Annotated in this window: 20 protein-coding genes; 7 read left to right on the top strand and 13 right to left on the bottom strand. The window is 69.7% G+C overall.

What is annotated here, in order from left to right:
• The first annotated feature begins 68 nt into the window (after positions 1-68).
• Positions 69-1061 carry a bile acid:sodium symporter family protein gene (locus ACFLIT_RS03520; protein WP_479909778.1) on the top strand — a complete coding sequence of 331 codons (993 nt, stop codon included), beginning with the start codon at positions 69-71 and terminating at the stop codon, positions 1059-1061.
• A gap of 9 nt (positions 1062-1070) precedes the next feature.
• Positions 1071-1841, top strand: coding sequence for an SDR family NAD(P)-dependent oxidoreductase (locus ACFLIT_RS03525; RefSeq protein WP_479909779.1), 771 nt, complete (start codon positions 1071-1073; stop codon positions 1839-1841).
• On the opposite strand, the gene der is transcribed toward ACFLIT_RS03525, so the two are convergent.
• From der to ACFLIT_RS03570, 9 genes are all read right to left on the bottom strand, one after another.
• On the bottom strand, positions 1798-3321 hold the full coding sequence (gene der, locus ACFLIT_RS03530) for a ribosome biogenesis GTPase Der (RefSeq protein WP_479909780.1): 1524 nt from the start codon (positions 3319-3321) through the stop codon (positions 1798-1800). The two genes, ACFLIT_RS03525 and der, sit on opposite strands and share 44 nt — an antisense overlap.
• A 52-nt stretch (positions 3322-3373) precedes the next feature.
• A complete protein-coding gene (locus tag ACFLIT_RS03535) occupies positions 3374-4759 on the bottom strand; it encodes a PQQ-binding-like beta-propeller repeat protein (RefSeq protein WP_479909781.1) in 1386 nt (461 codons plus the stop codon).
• Positions 4756-5493 carry a tetratricopeptide repeat protein gene (locus tag ACFLIT_RS03540; protein ID WP_479909782.1) on the bottom strand — a complete coding sequence of 246 codons (738 nt, stop codon included), beginning with the start codon at positions 5491-5493 and terminating at the stop codon, positions 4756-4758. The genes ACFLIT_RS03535 and ACFLIT_RS03540 overlap by 4 nt, the downstream gene beginning before the upstream one ends.
• A 90-nt stretch (positions 5494-5583) precedes the next feature.
• Positions 5584-5961, bottom strand: a complete 378-nt coding sequence (locus ACFLIT_RS03545) for a hypothetical protein (RefSeq protein ID WP_479909783.1) — start codon at positions 5959-5961, stop codon at positions 5584-5586.
• On the bottom strand, positions 5954-6529 hold the full coding sequence (locus ACFLIT_RS03550; RefSeq protein ID WP_479909784.1) for an RNA polymerase sigma factor: 576 nt from the start codon (positions 6527-6529) through the stop codon (positions 5954-5956). The genes ACFLIT_RS03545 and ACFLIT_RS03550 overlap by 8 nt, the downstream gene beginning before the upstream one ends.
• Before the next feature lie 30 nt (positions 6530-6559).
• Entirely contained in the window at positions 6560-6940 is a 381-nt protein-coding gene (locus ACFLIT_RS03555; protein WP_479909785.1) for a DUF6249 domain-containing protein, read from the bottom strand.
• Between the two features lie 88 nt (positions 6941-7028).
• Positions 7029-7331: a hypothetical protein gene (locus tag ACFLIT_RS03560; RefSeq protein ID WP_479909786.1), complete on the bottom strand. Its 303-nt coding sequence runs from the start codon at positions 7329-7331 to the stop codon at positions 7029-7031.
• Positions 7324-7866: an RNA polymerase sigma factor gene (locus ACFLIT_RS03565; RefSeq protein WP_479909787.1), complete on the bottom strand. Its 543-nt coding sequence runs from the start codon at positions 7864-7866 to the stop codon at positions 7324-7326. The genes ACFLIT_RS03560 and ACFLIT_RS03565 overlap by 8 nt, the downstream gene beginning before the upstream one ends.
• A gap of 27 nt (positions 7867-7893) precedes the next feature.
• Complete coding sequence (locus ACFLIT_RS03570) at positions 7894-8304, bottom strand: hypothetical protein (RefSeq protein ID WP_479909788.1); 411 nt, start codon at positions 8302-8304, stop codon at positions 7894-7896.
• Positions 8305-8553: 249 nt separating this feature from the next.
• Between ACFLIT_RS03570 and ACFLIT_RS03575 the strand changes: the two genes are divergently transcribed.
• Positions 8554-10191 (top strand): M28 family metallopeptidase, encoded by a 1638-nt coding sequence (locus ACFLIT_RS03575; RefSeq protein WP_479909789.1) that lies wholly within the window; start codon positions 8554-8556, stop codon positions 10189-10191.
• Between the two features lies 1 nt (position 10192).
• On the opposite strand, the gene ACFLIT_RS03580 is transcribed toward ACFLIT_RS03575, so the two are convergent.
• Entirely contained in the window at positions 10193-10507 is a 315-nt protein-coding gene (locus ACFLIT_RS03580; protein ID WP_479909790.1) for a hypothetical protein, read from the bottom strand.
• 121 nt (positions 10508-10628) lie between these two features.
• On the opposite strand from ACFLIT_RS03580, the gene ACFLIT_RS03585 reads away from it, so the two are divergent.
• The 3 genes from ACFLIT_RS03585 (at position 10629) to ACFLIT_RS03595 (ending at position 13165) form a co-directional block, all read left to right on the top strand.
• Positions 10629-11741 (top strand): DUF2336 domain-containing protein, encoded by a 1113-nt coding sequence (locus ACFLIT_RS03585; RefSeq protein ID WP_479909791.1) that lies wholly within the window; start codon positions 10629-10631, stop codon positions 11739-11741.
• A gap of 58 nt (positions 11742-11799) precedes the next feature.
• Entirely contained in the window at positions 11800-12591 is a 792-nt protein-coding gene (locus ACFLIT_RS03590) for an NAD kinase (protein WP_479909792.1), read from the top strand.
• Between the two features lie 127 nt (positions 12592-12718).
• Positions 12719-13165 carry an Hpt domain-containing protein gene (locus ACFLIT_RS03595; protein WP_479909825.1) on the top strand — a complete coding sequence of 149 codons (447 nt, stop codon included), beginning with the start codon at positions 12719-12721 and terminating at the stop codon, positions 13163-13165.
• Positions 13166-13171: 6 nt separating this feature from the next.
• On the opposite strand, the gene spbR is transcribed toward ACFLIT_RS03595, so the two are convergent.
• Entirely contained in the window at positions 13172-14317 is a 1146-nt protein-coding gene (spbR, locus tag ACFLIT_RS03600; protein ID WP_479909793.1) for a SpbR family protein, read from the bottom strand.
• 172 nt (positions 14318-14489) lie between these two features.
• Here spbR and ACFLIT_RS03605 point away from each other — a divergent pair, with 172 nt between their 5' ends.
• The gene (locus ACFLIT_RS03605) at positions 14490-16271 is read left to right on the top strand and encodes a hybrid sensor histidine kinase/response regulator (RefSeq protein ID WP_479909826.1); all 1782 of its coding nucleotides are present in this window, start codon (positions 14490-14492) and stop codon (positions 16269-16271) included.
• 6 nt (positions 16272-16277) lie between these two features.
• On the opposite strand, the gene ACFLIT_RS03610 is transcribed toward ACFLIT_RS03605, so the two are convergent.
• Both ACFLIT_RS03610 and ACFLIT_RS03615 read right to left on the bottom strand, forming a co-directional pair.
• Positions 16278-17093 (bottom strand): transglycosylase SLT domain-containing protein, encoded by an 816-nt coding sequence (locus tag ACFLIT_RS03610; RefSeq protein ID WP_479909794.1) that lies wholly within the window; start codon positions 17091-17093, stop codon positions 16278-16280.
• Between the two features lie 24 nt (positions 17094-17117).
• Entirely contained in the window at positions 17118-18191 is a 1074-nt protein-coding gene (locus ACFLIT_RS03615) for an NAD(P)/FAD-dependent oxidoreductase (RefSeq protein ID WP_479909795.1), read from the bottom strand.
• Between the last annotated feature and the right edge of the window lie 301 nt (positions 18192-18492).

The raw sequence follows: 18492 nt of genomic DNA on the forward strand, positions 1-18492 counted from the left end.
TTGCCCGTCTGGCTCATCGGCAGATGAGCCAAAATCCGTTGTTTGAGAAAGCATCTTCGATTTCGAAGATGCTGGGGGCGAGGGGCCTGCGCCCCGATCCCTTCGTCGTCACCCTGCTCTGCGTCGTCGTCGTCGCCTCGCTGTTCCCGGCGACGGGCGTGGCGGCGACGGTCGTCGCCTGGGCGACCAAGATCGTCATCGGCCTCGTCTTCTTCATGCACGGGGCCAAGCTGTCGACCAAGGCGCTGGTCGACGGGATGCTGCACTGGCGCATGCACCTGACGGTGCTGTCGATCACCTTCCTGCTGTTCCCGCTGATGGGCCTGGGCGTCAGCGCCGCCGCCTCGACCTGGGGCCTGCTGCCGGCGACCCTGGCCGTGGGCTTCGTCTTTCTCTGCTGCCTGCCGTCGACGATCCAGTCCTCGATCGCCTTCACCGCCATCGCCCGCGGCGACGTGGCCGCCGCCGTGACCAGCGCCTCGGCCTCGAACCTGCTCGGCATGGCCCTGACGCCCCTGCTCGTCGGGCTGTTCACCCACGCCCAGGGCGCGGCGCCGATGGGCGCCCTGGTGCAGGGCGTGCTGTTCCAGCTGCTCGGCCCGTTCCTGCTCGGGCAGCTGGCGCGGCCGCTGGTCGGCGGCTTCGTGCAGCGCCACAAGGCCGTGCTCGCCAAGCTCGACCGCAGCTCGGTGCTGCTGGTGGTCTATTCCGCCTTCGGCGCGGCGGTGACCGGCGGGGTGTGGAGCCGAGTCAGCGCCGGCGACCTCGTGGTCTGCGCCGTCGTCAGTTGCCTGCTGCTCGCCCTGGCCCTGATCGTCGCCGTGATCGCCGCGCGGCGGATCGGCCTGTCGAAGGAAAGCGAGATCGCCGTGGTGTTCTGCGGCTCGAAGAAGAGCTTGGTCACCGGCGCGCCGATGGCCGGCATCCTGTTTCCGCCCGCCGTCGCCGGGGTGGTGATCCTGCCGGTGATGATCTTCCACCAGATTCAGCTGATCGCCTGCGCGGTGATCGCCCAGCGCTACGCCCAAAGAAGCGGTGGTCTGGAGCCCGCGAGGCTGTAAAAGCCCCGCATGGATTCCGAAGCTTCCCTCCCCGCCGACCGCCCCCTTGCGGGCCGCGTCGCTCTCGTCACCGGCGCCACGCGCGGCATCGGCGAGGCCTGCGCCCGCGGCCTGGCCATGGCCGGCGCCCACGTCGTCGCCGTCGGCCGCACCCAGGGCGCGCTCGAAGCGCTCGACGACGCGATCTTCGCCGCCACCGGCGAGCATGCCACCCTCGTGCCCCTCGACCTGCGCGAGCCGGACGGGCTCGACGCCTTGGGCCTGGCCCTGCACCAGCGCTGGGGCCGGCTGGACGTCCTGGTCTCCGCCGCCGCCGTGCTGGGGCCGCTGACCCCCGTGGGCCACCTGGAGCCCAAGGGCTGGGACATGATCGTGGCCACCAACCTGACCGCCAACTGGCGGCTGATCCGCGCCATGGACCCTTTGCTGAGGGCCTCGGACGCCGCCCGCGCCATCTTCCTGACCAGCAGCGCCGCCGCCCAGCCCCGCGCCTTCTGGGGCGCCTACGCGGCCACCAAGGCCGGCATGGAAGCCCTGGTCGCGACCTACGCCGACGAGATGGAGCACACCCCGGTGCGGGCCCTCAGCCTGGATCCCGGCCGGATGCGCACGCGCATGCGCGCCCAGGCCTTCCCGGGCGAGGATCCGATGGAGCTGCCGGTTCCCGACGAGATCATTCCGCTGATCGTCGAACTGGCCATGCATGACCGCGAACCCCCGAAGGGCCGCGTCAGCTTCAAGGCTTGGCGGGCCGCCGCCGAGGCGCGCTTCTCGGCCTGACGATCGGCTTGGGGGCGTCAGCCGCCTCCACCGCCGCCTTGCCGCCGAATGGGCGCTTGCCCGGCGACTTCTTGTTACGCTCCACCTTGCGCTCGGCGCTGCGGAAGCCGCCCTTGGCGCCGCTCTTCGGCCCGCCGTGCGAACGTTCCTCGCCCTCGGCGTAGGGATTCTTGCCCGACTTGATGGTGATGCGCAGCGGCACGCCCGGCAGGTCGAAACTCTCGCGCAGGCTGTTGATCAGGTAGCGGCGATACTGCTCGGGCATCTGCTCGGCGCGCGAGGAGAACAGTACGAAGGTCGGCGGCCGGGCCTTGGTCTGGGCCATGTATTTCGGCTTGATGCGCTTGCCGCCCACCGAGGGCGGCGGGTGGCGTTGCATCGCCAGTTGCAGCCAGTCGTTGAGGTCGCGGGTCTTCACCTTGGTCGACCAGTCGCCGTAGGTCTTCAGCACCGCCGGCATCAGCTTGTCGACGCCGCGGCCGGTCTCGCCCGACAGCGCCACCACCGGCGCGCCGCGCACCTGGGGCAGCATGCGCTCGGCGTGCTCGCGGAACTCCTTCAGCAGCTGTCCGGGATCGTCGACGAGATCCCACTTGGCCAGGACGAAGACCAGGGCCCGCCCCTCGCGCTCGACCAGATCGGCGAGCTGCAGATCCTGCACCTCGAACGGATGCGTGGCGTCCATGACCAGCAGCACCACCTCGGCGAAGGTGATCGCGCGGATGGTGTCGTGGGTGGAGAGCTTCTCCAACTTCTCCTGCACCCGCGCCTTCTTGCGCAGCCCCGCCGTGTCGACCAGGCGGATGGCGCGGCCATCCCACTCCCAATCGACGGAGATCGAGTCGCGGGTGATGCCGGCTTCCGGGCCGGTCAGCAGGCGGTCTTCGCCGAGCAGGCGGTTGACCAGGGTGGACTTGCCGGCGTTCGGACGGCCGATGATGGCGATGCGGACCGGCTTGTCGGCCTCGTCCTCCTCCTCGACCGCCAGGTGCTCGTGGGCGCGCAGCATCTCATAGAGCTCGGCCATCCCCTCGCCGTGCTCGCCGCTGATCGCCAGCGGCTCGCCAAGGCCGAGCTGATAGCCCTCCATCACGCCGCCGTCGCCCTTCTTCCCCTCGGCCTTGTTGGCCGCGAGGATCACCGGCTTGCCGGATTTGCGCAGCAGTTCACCGAAGATCTCGTCGCCGGGGGTCACGCCCTCGCGCGCGTCGATGACGAACAGGGCGACATCGCATTCGGCGACCGCCAGTTCGGTCTGGCTGCGCATGCGCGCCTCCAGGCTCTCGTCGCTGACATCCTCGAAGCCGGCGGTGTCGATCAGAATCAAGTCGAGGTCGCCGAGGTTACCCGCGGCGAAGCGACGGTCGCGGGTCACGCCCGGCTGGTCGTCGACGATGGCGAGCTTCTTGCCCGCCAGCCGGTTGAACAGCGTGGACTTGCCGACATTGGGTCGGCCGACGATGGCGAGTTTCAGCGGCATAGGATCAGGGTCGCTCCGGGGGCCGGAGCGCCCAGTCTAGCAGAGGAAAGTCTTAGCGGATCGCGATCAGGTTGGCGTCGTCGGTCGCGAAATAGACCATGCCGTCGACGGCGATGGGGCCGATCAGCACGGCGTCCTTCACGTCGAGGCTTTTTTCCGTCGCGCCGGTCTTCGGGTTCAGCGCCAGGATCTGGCCCTTGCTCGAGCCGAGGATCAGTTGGTTCGAGGCCAGGATCGGGCTCGACCACACGGTGGGACGCTTGCGCTCCTTCTTCAGCTGACGCTTCGAAAGGCCCTCGAGGCTGTTCAGCTCGCGAATCCAGTAGACCTGCCCCGTCTCACGCGAGGCGCAGATCACCTGGCCGGACTTGCTGACGACATAGGCCACGTCGCCCACCGGCAGCGGGCTGGTCACACCGATCACCGGCAATTGCCAGCGGGTCTGGCCGGTGCGCAGGTCGGTGGCGCTGAACACGCCCGAGTGGCTGACCGCGAAGACGTCGCCGCGATAGATCACCGGACGGCCGGCGATGTCGCGGATTTCAGAGAGCGCGTTGGTGCGGCTGGCGCGCGACAGGGCTTCGGACCACAGGTCGTTGCCGTTGGAGGCGCGCAGGGCGATCACCTCGCCCGAGCCGAAGCCGGCGACGATGGTGTCGCCCGAGATGGCCGGCGACGAGGCGCGCAGAATCCGCGCGGATTCGACCAGCGCCTGATACGTCCAGCCCGGCGCGCCGGTGTTCGTATCGAAGGTCATCAGTTCGTTGTCGGTCGAGATCACGTACACCCGGCCGGCCGACACCGTCGGCGCCGAGTGGATCGGAACGCCGACGCGCTGGGTCCACAGCTGGCGTCCGGAAGCCGCGTCGAGCGCGGTGACGAAGCGATAGCCCGAGGCCACGAACAGCTTACCGTCGGCGAAGGCGAGGCCGCCGCCGAAGCTGACCTTGTCGCGCCGCGAGTCGGGGCGCAGGTCCTGCCTCCAGATCGTCGCGCCGGTCTTGGCGTCGATGGCCGAAACGCCGGCCTCGGCGTCCATCACGAAGACGCGGCCGTCGGCCGAAACCGGCGGGGCCATGACCTGAATGTCGCCCTTCGAGCCCTTGCCGAAGCTCTTGCGCCAGGCGACCGCGAACTGCTGCGCGGCGACCACGTGTTCGACCGATTGCTCGGGGCCGCCGCCCGGCAACGGCCAGGCCGCCTGCGGCTGCGGATCGGGAATGAAGAAGTCCTGGCCCTTCAGGCCTTCGCTGGCTTCCACCGTCTGGTCGAAGGCGATGATCGAGACGCGTTCGCCCTCGGTCGCCACGACCTTGTTCGCCGAGCCCTTGCCGAGGAACGGCAGGCGGTCGGTGACCGACGAAATCGTCGAGCAGCCGCCCAGCGAAAGAGCGACCAGGGCGGTGGCGGCCGCGACCGCGGCGGAACGACGGATCATTGAGCGGGTCCTTGGGGGCCTTGCGGCAGCCCCTGGGGCATGGGCGGCAGTTTCGCCGCGGCCTTGACGGCGGCCGGCAGCGACTTGGCGGCGCCCGAGTCGATAAGGGCCATGGCGGCCTGGGCGCGCTGGCGCGCATCCTCGGTGGCGTCCTGGCTCAGGGACAGGACCACGAAGTCGCCGCGGGCGCCGGCGTCGTCGCCGTTCATCAGCTTGGCGAAGGCCAGGGCCTCCCGGGCCGGGGTCCGATAGGGGCGCTTCTCGGCGGTCAGGGGCTTCAGCCTCGATTCGAGCTCGGAATACGGGGCCGTATCCATGAGCGCGAAGGCGGATTTGAGGCGCGCCAGATCGGCGAGGATCGGGTCCTTGGCGACCGTCGCGGCCTGATCGAACAGCTTCACGGCGTCGGCGGTCTTGCCGTTGCCCTCGGCCTCGCCGCCGAGCTGCATCAGCGCAAGGGCGCGATAGGCCGGCGGCCCCTTCTGCGAAACTTCGGTCAGGGCCGTCTTGGCGCCGGCCACGTCGCCACGCTGGGCCGCCTCCATGGCGGCGGCGTAGCGTTCGGACGCCTGGGCGCCGGCCTGAGTGCGGAAATGGTCATAGCCCCAGTAGGCCAGGGCCGCGACAAGGGCGAGCACCAGAAGACCACCGATCCAGGGCAGCAGTTTGAGGCCGGCCGCCTTCAGCTGCTGCGACCGCAGCTGGTCCTCAACCTCTTCGAAAACATCAGCCACGAATGGGCGCTCCGCATCTCACGCCACGCGGCGTCACAGGGCGCGGAACCTATAGCGTGTCCGGGCGCGCCGCAACGCGTTGAGCGCCCTCTAGAAAGACTCCACGGCGCGCGTGACGCCAAAGGCCAAGGCCGCGACGGCCAGGGCGGCGGCGAGCCACAGGGTCTCGCCGCCCGCGGGCAGCGAACTCAGGCGATCGACGCTGACCATCAGCCGCCCGATGCTGGAGTCGATCATGCTCTGAGCGTCCGACGAAACGGTCGCCACCTCGACGTTGAACCGGCCGGCGAGGAACTGCCAGGCCACGACCATGCCGGCGGCCAGGCCGCCGACGCCGATCATGATCCGGCGCATCGTCCAGTCGCGATCCAGCCGCGCGGTGACCCGCGCGGCGAAGGCCTCGTTGTCCGGGAACGCCGGCGCCTGGCTGAACAGGCGGCCGAGCTGGGCGTCGAAATCGTCAGACATGACCGAGCCTCGTTGCTCCCAAACCCGCGTCCGGGGCCAACCTCGCCCGGAGCTTATCCAAACCACGTTTGACATGCGACTTCACCGTGCCGAGAGGCAAATTCAAGGCTTCCGCCGCCTCGCTGTGCGAAAGATCCCCGCCGTAGCAGAGCGACACACACAGTCTCTCAACGCCCGAGAGCGCCTTGAGCGCCGTGTCGAGGTCCATCCGGCTGGCCGTGCGAGGCTCGTCCAGGGCCGAATGATCTTCTTCGTCCGGCGTCTGGTCGGTGAGGAACAGACGCGCGTCGCGCTTCATCCGCCGCAGATAGAGCCGCGCGGCGATGCGCTTGATCCAGCCGGCGAAGGCGCCCTCGCCCCGAAACTCCGCCACCTGCTCGAAGCCGATGATGAAGGCGTCCTGCGCCACATCGTCGGCCGCCGCGGCGTCGGCGCCCATGCGGCGCACGAGTCCCCGCACGGCCGGCCCGTGCCGCCGGACCAGCTCGCCGTAGGCCGCGCGGTCGCCCGTCGCCGCCAGGGCGGCGAGTTCGACATCGTGCAACGCTGCGGTCTTTACCGCGCCCATCTTGCGCCCCTCGCGCTCGAGCCGAACCGACTAGCGATCCTTGCTGTTGCGGCCGAAGAACCAGAGGGTGAGGAAGCCCAGGCCGATGAAGCCGGGGATCGCGGCGCTCGACATCACGCCGTACATCGCGTCCTCGTCGAAGTGGGCCAGGGCGAGGCTCATGGCCACCAGCCCGAGGGCGAGGCCGATCAGAATCACCGCCCAGCGAAGGTCGCGATCGGGGCGTTTAGCGGGCTTCACATCGGTCTGCAGGGCCATGATGACCTCTGGCGGGATCGGCTGTCCTCGCTCGAACGCGGCGCGCAGCGTCTCGTGCATCCGCGCCCGATCCCGATACTTCAGGACGTTGGGCACGACGATGATCGCCGTGAGAAACGAGAACATGAACAGTGGAACGAAGATGTCTTCCAACGAAGCCTCCTAGACAGATGGGGGCCTCCGACGGCCCGACTTACCCTGAAGAGGCGCCGGGCATAGCCAACGGATGCGGCGGCCAAGATTAAGTTTCGGTCATGCGCCTGAAGGTCAGGAGGCCGGTCGGGGCCAGCAGCGAAGCGACGATCACCAGCGCCACCGTGAGCGAGCCGATCAGGCCGAAATCGAAACGCCGCAGGTAGACCTCCAGCTGCGGGGCCAGCAGCCAGAGCAGCGCCGCCGCCCCGGCGACGAAGGGCGCGAGGTCCAGCATCTCGCCGATGAAACGGCGGCGGGCCACGCGCTGCATCACCGCCAGGGTGAACACCGGGTCGCGCTCGGGCAGGCCGTCGTCGGCCAGCAGTGCCTTCAGCGTCGCGTCATCCATCCGCCGCTCCCAACAGTTCCGCCAGCCGCGCCTTGCCGCGCGTCACGTGCGATTTCACCGTGCCGAGGGGCGATCCTAGCACCACCGCGGCCTCCGCGTGCGAGAAGTCCGCGGCGAGGCAGAGCGCCACGGCCGCCCGTTGCTCCGACGGCAGGGCGGCCAGCGCCCGTTCGACCGAAAGCCGGGCGTCGGACGAGGCGCCCTCCCCTCGCTCCATATCCTGCGTCTGCATCCAGTCGGCGTCGCGCTTTCGGCTGCGCCCCGCGCCGCGCCGGGCGTCCGCGCACTTGCGCCATCCGATGGCGCAGAGCCACGAGCGAAAGCTGGCCTCGCCCCGCCAGGCCCGCAGCCGGCCCCAGGCCGCGATGAAGGTTTCCTGCGCCAGATCGTCGGCCAGGGCGTGATCGCCGGCGCAGGCCCGGCGCAGAAACGCCCGCAGCGCCCTCTGGTGGCGATCCACCAGGCGCGCGAAAGCGGCCTCCGAGCCGCGCATGGCCGCCTCGGCCAGCGACCGATCGTCCAGATCCCCCGACATCGCCCCGTTCCGGCTCTGTCCGACGTCTCAGCGATCCTTCCAGAGCGAACCCAGCAGGGCGAAGGCGGCGAAGGCCACGGCCAGGGCCGTCATGACGATGGCGACGATCTCGAACGGCGCGCCGGTTTCCTCGCCGAACCGCCAGTCGGCGAACCAGAACGAGCCCGCCAGAACGCCGAAGATCACCACGCGGCGCCAGTCGGCCATGGGGCCGCGCGGTCCGCAGCGACGGCCGCGATAACCCCAGTCGCGTTCCTCCACCGCCGAGGTCGCGTTCAGCACCTCCGGCGGCGGCTCCCGGCCCTGGGCGGCATAGGCCTTCAGCAGCTCGATGGTGTCGCGGTGACGGCGGTAGGCGAAGTAGCGCTCCCAGGCCGCGAAGCCGAAGCCCACCAACGGAAACAGCAACCACCAATAGTCCCGGAAGAGATCTTCCATCGTCCTCGTCTCCCCTGGCCGGGCGCCATCGCCGCGGCCTGTTCGATGCTTTGTCGCCGCCGAGCCGGTGATTGGATGCGGAAGCGTCGAACTTTTTTCGCGAGCGTCGGGCGGCCGTCGGAAACCGTCAAGCTCGCAGCAGGTTTTCGCCCCGGCGCGACGGATTGCGGGATGGATTCGCGTCGAATGGCTTGCGAAAGTGGTGGGATGTCGCCAGGGTCGCGCCGCAACCCGTAAGGATCGACCTTTTTGCGCAATACCCTCTTCGCCGCCGTCGCGGCCGCCTGCCTCCTCGCCGGACCGACCGGCGCCTTCTCCCAGACTTCGGAACCCGACATCAGCGCCGACCGCTTCCGCGCCCACGTCGCCTTCCTGGCCGACGACCTGCTGGAAGGCCGCGAAGCCGGCGCGCGCGGCCATGAGATCGCCGCCCGCTACATCGCCACCCAGTTCGACCTGATGGGCCTGAAGCCCGGCGGCGAGAACGGCGGCTGGCTGCAGAGCGTGGGCCTGGCCGAGATCGCCCTGACCGGCGCCGCGCCGACCCTGACCGTCACCGCCCCGAGCGGCGCCAGGACCTTCGAAAACGGCGGCCTGGCCATCGTTCGGGGTCCGATCGCCGGCGGCGACGCCGACATCACCGCTGAGACCGTGTTCGTCGGCTTCGGCATGACCGACAAGACCCTGGGCGTCGACGACTACAAGGGCCTCGACGTTCGCGGGAAGGTGGTCGTGATCATGCGCGGCGCGCCCCTGTCGATGGAGAGCGAGTCGGGCGCCCACCTCGTCTCCGAACAGGCCCGCAACGCCGCCGCCCACGGCGCGGTGGGCGTGGTCTATGTCCGCACCCTATCGGCCCAGAAGGCCTCGTCCTGGAAGTCCCAGCAGGCGAACGCCCGTTCCGCCCGCACCACCTGGGTGCAGAAGGACGGCGTTCCGTTCGACAGCGGCTACGGCATTCGCGCGACGGCCACGGTCGACACCGAGCCGGCCGCCCTGCTGTTCGAGGGCGCGCGCCAGTCGCTGGCGCAGGTGTTGGCCCAGGACACGGCCCAGACCCGCCCGAAGGGCTTCCCCCTGAAGACGCGGGTGACGCTCAAGGCCTCGACCGCCGTGCGCAAGTACACGAGCCCCGAGGTCATCGGGATGATCGAGGGGTCCGATCCCAAGCTGAAGGACGAATACGTCGTCCTCATGGGCCACGCCGATCACCTGGGCGTGCGGCCCAACATGCCGGGCGACAACATCTACAACGGCGCGCTCGACAACGGCGCAGGCATCGCCACCCTGCTGGAGGTCGCCCACGCGTTCACCAAGGGCGAGCGCCCCCGCCGCAGCCTGCTGATCGTGGCCAACACCGCCGAGGAGAAGGGCCTGCTGGGCGCCGAGTACTTCGCCCACTATCCGACCGTGCCCGTCGACAAGATCGTCGCCGGCATCGACCTCGACATGCCGATGCTGACCTACGACTTCACCGACGTGGTGGCCTACGGCGGCGATCACTCGACCCTGGGCGACGCCTTCCGCAAGGCCGGCGCGACCATGGGCGTCACCGTCTCGCCGGACCCGATGCCCGAGCAGACCATCTTCGTTCGCTCCGACCACTACGCCCTGGTCAAGGCCGGCATTCCGGCCGTGATGCTGGCCACCGGCATGCAGAACGGCGGCCAGGCCGCCTGGGATGCCTATTTCGAGAAGAACTACCACCAGCCCTCGGACGACATGAAACTGCCGATCCGTTGGGCGCAGGGGGCGCGCTTCGCCAAGATCAACTACCTGGTCGCCCGCGACCTGGCCGACGCCGACCAGCCGGTGCGCTGGTACGCCAAAGACTACTTCGGGGACCTGTTCGCCGAGAAAGCCGCCAAGGCCGAGCGGCCGAAGTAGGTCATCCGAGACGATCGGCCAAAGCCCCGGCGCCCTCGACGAGCGCCGGGGCCAGGGCGGCGCCGGCCGTCAGCCAGAGCAGCATGGGACGCAGGCGCCGCGCCTGCAGCGCCCGCCACGCCATCATCAGGGCGACGAGCGCCAGGACGACGCTGAGAAACGTCGCCGTCAGCAGCAGCCAAACCCCGGCCGAGACATCCGTCAGCCCCGGGATCATCCGGAAGGCCTGCAACAAGTCGTCCGCCCCGCGCCAGGCGTTCAGCAACGCGAGCGCGCCGCCAAGACCAAAGACGGCGTTCCAGGCGACCGCGTTCATGCCGTCCGTCCGCATTTCACCGCACCGGTCATTGGGGCGACTTTTCCTTTGCGTCCGCCCTTAAGCCTCTTTTCACGCGGCGCGGCCACTCTTCCCTTAACTACGCTGATCGAGGAATCCCGTGGAGGGTCTCGAATACATGATGGCCCTGCCCCACAGCCGCGACCCGGCGGACCGCATCCGCCTGCTCGAAGCCATCGTGACCCTGTCCGAACAGAACGACGAGGCCGGCCGCAACCTGCCGCCGATCGTCCGCGACATGATGGACAGCCTGTTCCTCGGCCTGGTGGGCGACGCCGAACGCGATCTGCGCCTGCGCCTGTCCGAACGGCTCGCCGAGGCCGACTGGGCCCCCAAGGCGATGCTGCAGGCGCTGGCGCTCGACGAGATCGAGATCGCCGCGCCGATCATCGCCGCCAGCCCGGTGCTGCAGGACCAGGACCTGATCGAAATCCTGATCAAGGCCACCGTGGAACACCAGATCGCCGTCGCCCGCCGCCCGGGCCTCGGCGCGCCCGTGGTCGAGGCCATCGTCGATCAGGGCGATCCGGCGGTGATGACCGCCCTGGCCGGCAACGACACCGCCCATATCGAACACGACGCCATGCTGCGCCTCGTCAGCGCGGCGGAGGACGTGGCGGCGCTGCGCTCGCCGCTGGCCCGCCACCCGCGCCTCACCAGCGAAATCGCCGAGCGGCTCTACGCCTGGGTCGGCGAATCCCTGCGCGCGGCGCTGGTCGCCCGCTTCCGGATCGACGCGACCGCGCTCGACGCCGCCATCCGCGCGGCGACCAGGGACGCCAGCCGTGACGAGGCCACTCACTGGACCCTGCACGCCCGCCGCGCCCGCCAGTCGATCACCGAGGCCGAACGCACCCTGATTCACAAGCTGCATGAAGCCGAGCAGCTTCGGCCCAGCTATCTGCTCCGCGCTCTGCGCGAGGGGCGGCTGAACATGTTCATCGAGGCCCTGGCCGTGCTGGGCGAGTTCGAGCCGGAAAAGGTGCGTCGCGCCATCGACAGCGACAAACCGGAACTGCTGGCCCTGGCCCTGGTGGCCGTCGGCGTCGACCGCAGCGCCTTCCGCGCCATGCTGACCCTGGTTCGCCAGCTCAACGCCGACCGCCCCGGCGGCGGCGAGGACGGCGAGCGCCGCGCCATCGGCGCCTTTGGTCCGTTCACCGATGCGCTCGCCGGCACGGCCTTCAATCAGGCTTTGGCCGCGGGAGCCTGACCCCTCGCTCCGCGCCGTCGTTTGACAGCGGTCGGCCTTTCAGCGCTGTGTGCCCGCCATGCCCGTTTCGCGCATCGCCCCCGCCCCGCCCGTCGAGCGCCTCACCTTCATGGCCAGCGACCGGCCCGAGGCGCAGGAAGCACGCGAGCGGCTGATCGATCGTTACGGCGACGCGGGCGAGGACGCCGACGCCGTGGTCGCGCTCGGCGGCGACGGGCTGATGCTGGAGACCCTGCACGCCAACCTCGCCAGCCGCACGCCGATCTACGGCATGAACCGGGGCTCCGTCGGCTTTCTGATGAACGACTACGCCGAGGAGGATCTGCTCGAGCGCATCAACCAGGCCGAACGGGCGATCATCCATCCGCTGGCCATGACCGCGCTCGACGCCCACGGCGTGACCCATACCGCCCTGGCCATCAACGAAGTGAGCCTGCTGCGGCAAACGCGGCAGACCGCCAAGCTTCGCATTCTGATCGACGACAAGGTGCGCATGGCGGAGTTGATCTGCGACGGCGCCCTCGTGGCCACGCCGGCCGGCTCGACCGCCTACAACCTCTCCGCCCACGGGCCGATCATGCCGATCGACGCCCACGTTCTGGCCCTGACCCCGATCAGCGCCTTCCGGCCCCGTCGCTGGCGCGGCGCGCTGCTCTCCCATACCGCGCGGGTGCGCCTTGAGGTGCTGGAGGCCGAGAAGCGGCCGGTCAGCGCCGTCGCTGACAATTTCGAAGTCCGCGACGTCCTGACCGTCCACGTGGTCGAGGATCGCGCCATCAGCCTCTGCATGCTGTTCGACGCCGGCCGCAGCCTGGAGGAGCGGATGCTGGCCGAACAGTTTTCTTCGTAAACCGGCCTTTTCCCTATTTATTAAGACGCCATTCCTAGTGTGCGGGAACTTCTCGCCTTGGTAGGGAAATCCCTTGAGCAAGCCGCCCGTCGATCAATCAGACGTTGAGATCATCCCGGCGCCGAACATGCTTCGCCTCAAGGTGGGCGGCGGCGGCGGGATCGACCTGGCCGCGCTGGCCAAGGCCGAAGCCGCGCTGAAGTCCCTGTCCGCCAACTTCGGCGAATGGTTGAACGACGAAATCAGCAAACTGGAAGCCGCCCGTGCCGACATCCAGGCCGGCGGCCTGACGCAGGAAAGCGCCAAGGCCCTCTACCTGCGCGCCCACGACCTGAAGGGCCTCGGCTCCACCTACGAATTCCCGCTGGTCAGCCGCATCGCCGGCTCGCTGTGCAAGCTGCTCGACGACCACGGCGCCATTCCGACCGGCGCCATGAAGCTGGTGGACGCGCACATCAACACGATCAAGGCGGTGGTGCGCGACGGGGTGAAGTCGGAAAATCACCCGGTGGGCGCGGCCCTGGCGACTGAGCTTGAAGACCAGGTCGCCCGCGCCCGTCCCGACGCCGTCTAGGGTCGCCTAGCTGGCGACCCGCCGGTCCACGGCCACGGCGCCGCCGCCAATCCGGTCCAGTTTTTCCAGCAGGTAGTCGACGTCTTCTCGCGCCGCGGCGTGCGGTTGCGTGAGGAAGCGCTGCAGCATCCGCTCCTGGAAGCGTTCGCGATCGCCTGGGCGACCGTCGAAATCCATGCCGTGATAGGTATCCACGCCTGCGCGGAAGGCGGGGAACAGCCGAGTGGGAAGCCCCGCCCGATCATAGATCGCCCGCAGGCCGAGAGGCCCGGCGTCGTGGATCATCAGCCAGGTGCGGTGGTGCGGCACCCCCGCCAGTTCGGCGACGCCGTGCTCGAAGAAGGCCATGTGACCTTGCGCCAGGGCCCGCAACAGCAGGGAGGCGCTCAGCCTTCCCGCGCCGCGCAGATGGACCGCGAAGGCCTTCAGATCGGCGGCGCGGCCTGCCTGGTCGACCAGATCGATGGTCGCCCGCTCCGTCGCGCCGAGAGCGATTTCCAGCGCCAGCTCCGGCGAAATGCGATGATGGTCGAGGATGTGGTTGCGCACGGCGTCGCCGACTATGTCGATCAGACGCTCGGTGACCGACAGCGGCAGAACGCTGCGATAGGCGACGGCGGCGAGCACCTGCTCGGATCTGGCGAAACGATCCATCGCCGTCTGCAGGGACCGCTCGGACAGGGCCGCGTTGTCATTGCTGCACACGGCCTGGACGGCCAACTCGCCGCCCTGGTCGACGATGGCGTCCGCCACGCGCTCGGACAGCTGGGGCCGCTTGGCGATCGCCACTTGGCGCACAGGGCCGCCGACGCGAACGATCTCGGCGAGGTCGTCGTCGGTGAAGGCGGGCGAGAAGTTCAACACCGGCAAGGCGACGCTCTCGACGTCCTTCGCCAAGGTCAGGGCCACATCGCGGGGCAGCGCCGGACTGGATTTCAGGGTGACGGCGACGGCGCGGCGCACCAGCTCGGCGGCGTCGGCCGCCATCACGCGAAGGATCTCGTGAGCCCGCCGGCGCTCCTCCTCCGTGAGGACACGCTCTTCGATGGTGCGGCAGATACGATGGGCGGCGACAGCCCGCTCGTCGGCGGTCCCCCCTCTCACCAAGGTGCGTATGTCGCCGTCGGTGAGCGCGATGCGCGTGGTGGCCATGCCCTCTCGCCCCGGGAGAATCTTCCCTGCGATTGATCACACAACAGGCTTAACAGGCCTTTACCTTGGTCGTTAACGACCTTGCGTAACGCGCCGAAAACCCGCGATCGCCTATGCAAGGGTTTGTCGTCGCGGAATCCTTGTCGTGCCCAAGTCCACAGCTTTCGACCCGATGAGCAGCGCGCGCCGCGCCGTCTCCCTGCCTTCGCTGGACGCCCAGGCCAGCCTGCTGCCTTATGCGCTCGGGATCTTCGCCGTCGGCCTGCCGGTCTATGTCTGGGCCGGCTCGTTCGCGCCGAACGCCCTGTGGATGGCGGCCAGCTTCGCGATCTTCGCGATCAATTGGGGCGCCTTCTACGCGGCGGTCAACTGGCTGCGCACGCCGCAGGCCGCCGACCTCGCACGGCGCACGCGGGTTCAGCTCCTCTGCGGCCTGCTGTGGGCGGCGGCGATCGCCCAGATCGCGGCCGTCGGCGACGGCGCGGGCACGGCTCGCGAAGCGGTGTTGATGATCGCCGTGGCGGGCGCCGCAGCCTGCTGCTTCTTCTCGGCCCCCACCCTGGCCGGCCTCTTGATTGTCGGCCCCGCCGCCGCCGCCGGGCCGCTGATCGCCCTCTACGCGCGGCCGGAAAGCCGCGCCGACGGCGCCATCGCCTGGGGAGGCCTGGCCCTCACCCTGGCCCTGTGCCTGGTGATGAATCGCCTTCTGCGCCGCCAGTTCGTGCTGGCCGAAGAGCGCGAGGGGTTGATCGCATCGCGCGCCGCCTCGCTGGACACCGCCGAACGGCTCGCCCAGTCGAAATCCGACATCGTCGCCACCCTCAGCCATGAAATCCGCAACGGGCTGACCGGCGTCGTCCACGTGCTGGCCGCCGCCGCGGGCCGCGGCGGCCGTGGAGCGCCATCGCGTGAACAGCTCGGCGCCGCTCTCGACGCCGCCCAGAACCTGATCCTGGTGCTCAACGCCACGCTGGATTCGGAAACCGCCGAGTCCGGCCAACTGGCCGTGCAGCCGGAGGCTTTCGATCCCGTTCAGTTGGCCAACGACCTGGCGCTTCTGGAGCGGCCTCACGCGCTCATCAAGGGTCTGGAACTGACCGTGCACGCCGAGCCGGGGCTCGACGGCCAGACCGGCGCGGCCCTGGCCGATCCGGCCCGCGCACGGCAGATCCTCGCCAACCTGATCGGCAACGCTGTGAAGTACACCATGCGCGGCCGCATCGAAGTGCGGCTGGAGCGCCGCGGCGACATGGTGGCCATCGAGGTGGCCGACACGGGCCCTGGCCTCTCGCCCGAAGAGCTGGAACGGGCGTTCGAGCCGTTCCGCCGCGTCGAGCGCACCGGGGCCGGCGTGCCGGGGGCCGGCCTGGGCCTTTCGCTGTCACACCGCCTCGCCGAGCTGATGGGCGGCCGCCTGATAGCTCGCAGCGCCCTCGGCGTCGGCAGCTGCTTCACGCTCGAGTTGCCCTATGAGGCCGACACCCTTCGCGAACGCCTGCCGGACACCAGCCCGAGCGAGTCGTCGGCCGTTAGTCTGTCATCGCCCCTGCGGGTGCTCGTGGCCGAAGACGACGCCCTGAACGCCGCCATGCTGCGCGCCACCCTCGAGCAACTCGGCCACCAGGTCGTCCACGCCCAGAACGGCGTCCGCGCGGTCGAACTGGCCCGAATCTGCCCCTTCGACCTGATGATGATCGACGGCCGCATGCCGGAACTGGACGGCGCCGGCGCGGCGACCGCGATCCGCGCCCTGCCGGGCCAGAACAGCGTCGTTCCGATCATCGCCGTGATCGGCGGCGACGCCGACGAAGCGGCCGAGTGCCTGGCCGGCGGGGCCGACACCGTGCTGCGCAAACCCGTCACCGTGGGAACCGTCGCCCGGGCCGTGGCCGAGGCCATCGTCGATGGGCGTCAGACGACGACCGCGCCCGCGCTCAAGCTCGCTTCGGCCTGAGATCGTTTAGCGGTCGTCCCGGGCTTCCGAGAGCACGCGCAGCATCTCCGACGAGAACAGCGAGCCCGAAAGCCGCTGGCCGGCGCCGCCGCCGTCCGGGCTCTGACTGCCTCGCAGGATCAGGTCGACCATCGCCTGCTGCTGCTGCATCCGCTCCATCTGTCGCGCCGAGGCGTACTTGACGAAGCCCTGGTCGGCCGGCGCGCGGCCGACGGCGTCACCGGCCCCACCCGTACGCGTCAGATTGGCGTAAACCTCGCCCACCGTGGCGGGGCGGCCGTCACGGTAGAAGATCGAGCGATTGGCGCGGGCCGCGTCCGGAAACAGGGTGGCGGCGTTCGCCCCCGGATTGGCCCCCATGGTCTCGATCAGCTTGGCCGAGCCTTGAGGCCCCAGAAAATGGGCGGCGTAAAGCTCGCCGGCGGACGGCTGACGCCCGATCCGGCCGCGCAGATAGGCGGCATGGTCGCTGGTCAGTTCGCCGGCCATCAGGGAGGCGGCGTGCGGGTCGAGCTTCAACGACATCACCGCCTTGCGGGCTTCGTCGCCGCTGACGTTGTAACGCCCATCGGCGCCTTGGGTGATCAGATCGGCGTAGCGCGCGTAGCCATACTTGGCCCCATGCTGCTTCAGCGTGGACAGCCAGGTCTGGTCTATGAACTGGAAAAGACCGGAAGCCGACGAGGTGGCGGCCTTGGCCGTGGGATTGCCCCCGCTCTCGCGCCTCGCCGCGCCCATCAGGAATCCGAAATCGACGCCCGTGGCGTTCGAGGCGCGCTGAATCGCAGCCTCGACGACTCCCCTGATGCTGCCCACGGCCATGCCCGAGCCATCGCCGGTTTATGGTTAACGCAGCCTTAAGCGCCCTGGATCGAAGGCTGCGGCGAACGGCCCGGGCGCCTGTTCCAACACCAGGGCGGCGATCAGCTCCCCGACCGCGGGAGCCAGAAGCCAGCCGTTGCGACGCGCGCCGACCGCCAGGAACACCCCCGGCGCCTGACTGGGGCCGACCAGGGGCAGGCCGTCCGCCGTGGTGGCCCGCACCCCCACGCTCACCTGGCGAGGCGCCCCTTCCAGGACGGGAAACAGAGCGGCCGCGCGGGCCGCGAGGCCGTCGGCCACCCCATCGTCGACGAGGAGATCGCCTCGCCCTACCTCCATGGTGGCGCCGGCCACCACGCCGGCGGGATGGGGCCTCAGATAGATCCCCTCGGCCCGAACGACCGGTCCGGTGCGGGGACCCGCCCCATAGCGCAGGATATGCCCTTTCACCGGGGTCAGCGCCGCGAGCTCCGGCGCGAGGCCCGGGCGGGCCGCGCCCACCGCCACAACCAGGCTGTCGGCCTCGATCCGCCGACCGTCCGCCAGCTGCGCCTCCCCCGGCTGAAAGGCCGTCACCGCTTGGCTGACGACCTTGGCGCCCGCGGTGATCGCCGCGGTGCGCATGGCCAGCAGCCCCATGGCCGGATCGATCCGCCAATCCTCCGGCGTGAACACCGCCTCGTCCCCGGCGGCCCGCAGGCCCGGCAGCGCGGCGGCGGCCTCGACGAGGGGCAGTCGCTTACCTTGAGCGCCGATGGCCGCGAGCCTGGCCTCGATCCCGACGGGATCCGCTCCGGCCCAGACGGCGCCCGCGCGCTCCAACGGCAGGGCGATGGAGGCCGCGAAGGCCGGCCAGGCGCTCCGGGCGGCGAAGAACAGGTCGAAATGCCCGGCCGACGGCGGGTCCAGCAAGGCTTCGAAGGCCGGCGCCAACATGCCGGCGGCGACCCCCGAAGCGTTGTCGCCCACGCGGCCAGGGTCGCACACGGTGACCTCCGCGCCCCGTCGCGCGAGGACGATCGCGCAGGCAAGGCCAAAGGCGCCGGCGCCGGCCACCACGATGCGCGGCGCTCTGGAAAGACGAGTCGGGCTCAACACAGCCGGTGCTTACACGCCCGAGGCGCCGATTTGAACGGTGGCGATTCCACACGCGGAGGTTGGGAACCGACGATCAAACGCGGCGTTATTTTGACGAGACTGCGATTTTTCGACCCGCGTTCGCCTCCCCTCCCCCTCTGCGGACGCCGCCTCCGCCCCCGACCAGGTCGGGGGCGGCTTTGTTTTGGGGCGATGGAAGCGGTGATGTGCGGGCGGGCGGATGGCCAAATGCAAGGAGCCCGACCTTTCGGCCGGGCTCCCGCAAGTCTCAGGAGGCTGGGCCTCCGCTGACGATCGACGT

This window comes from Caulobacter sp. HJHS_5 (genome assembly GCF_056683955.1).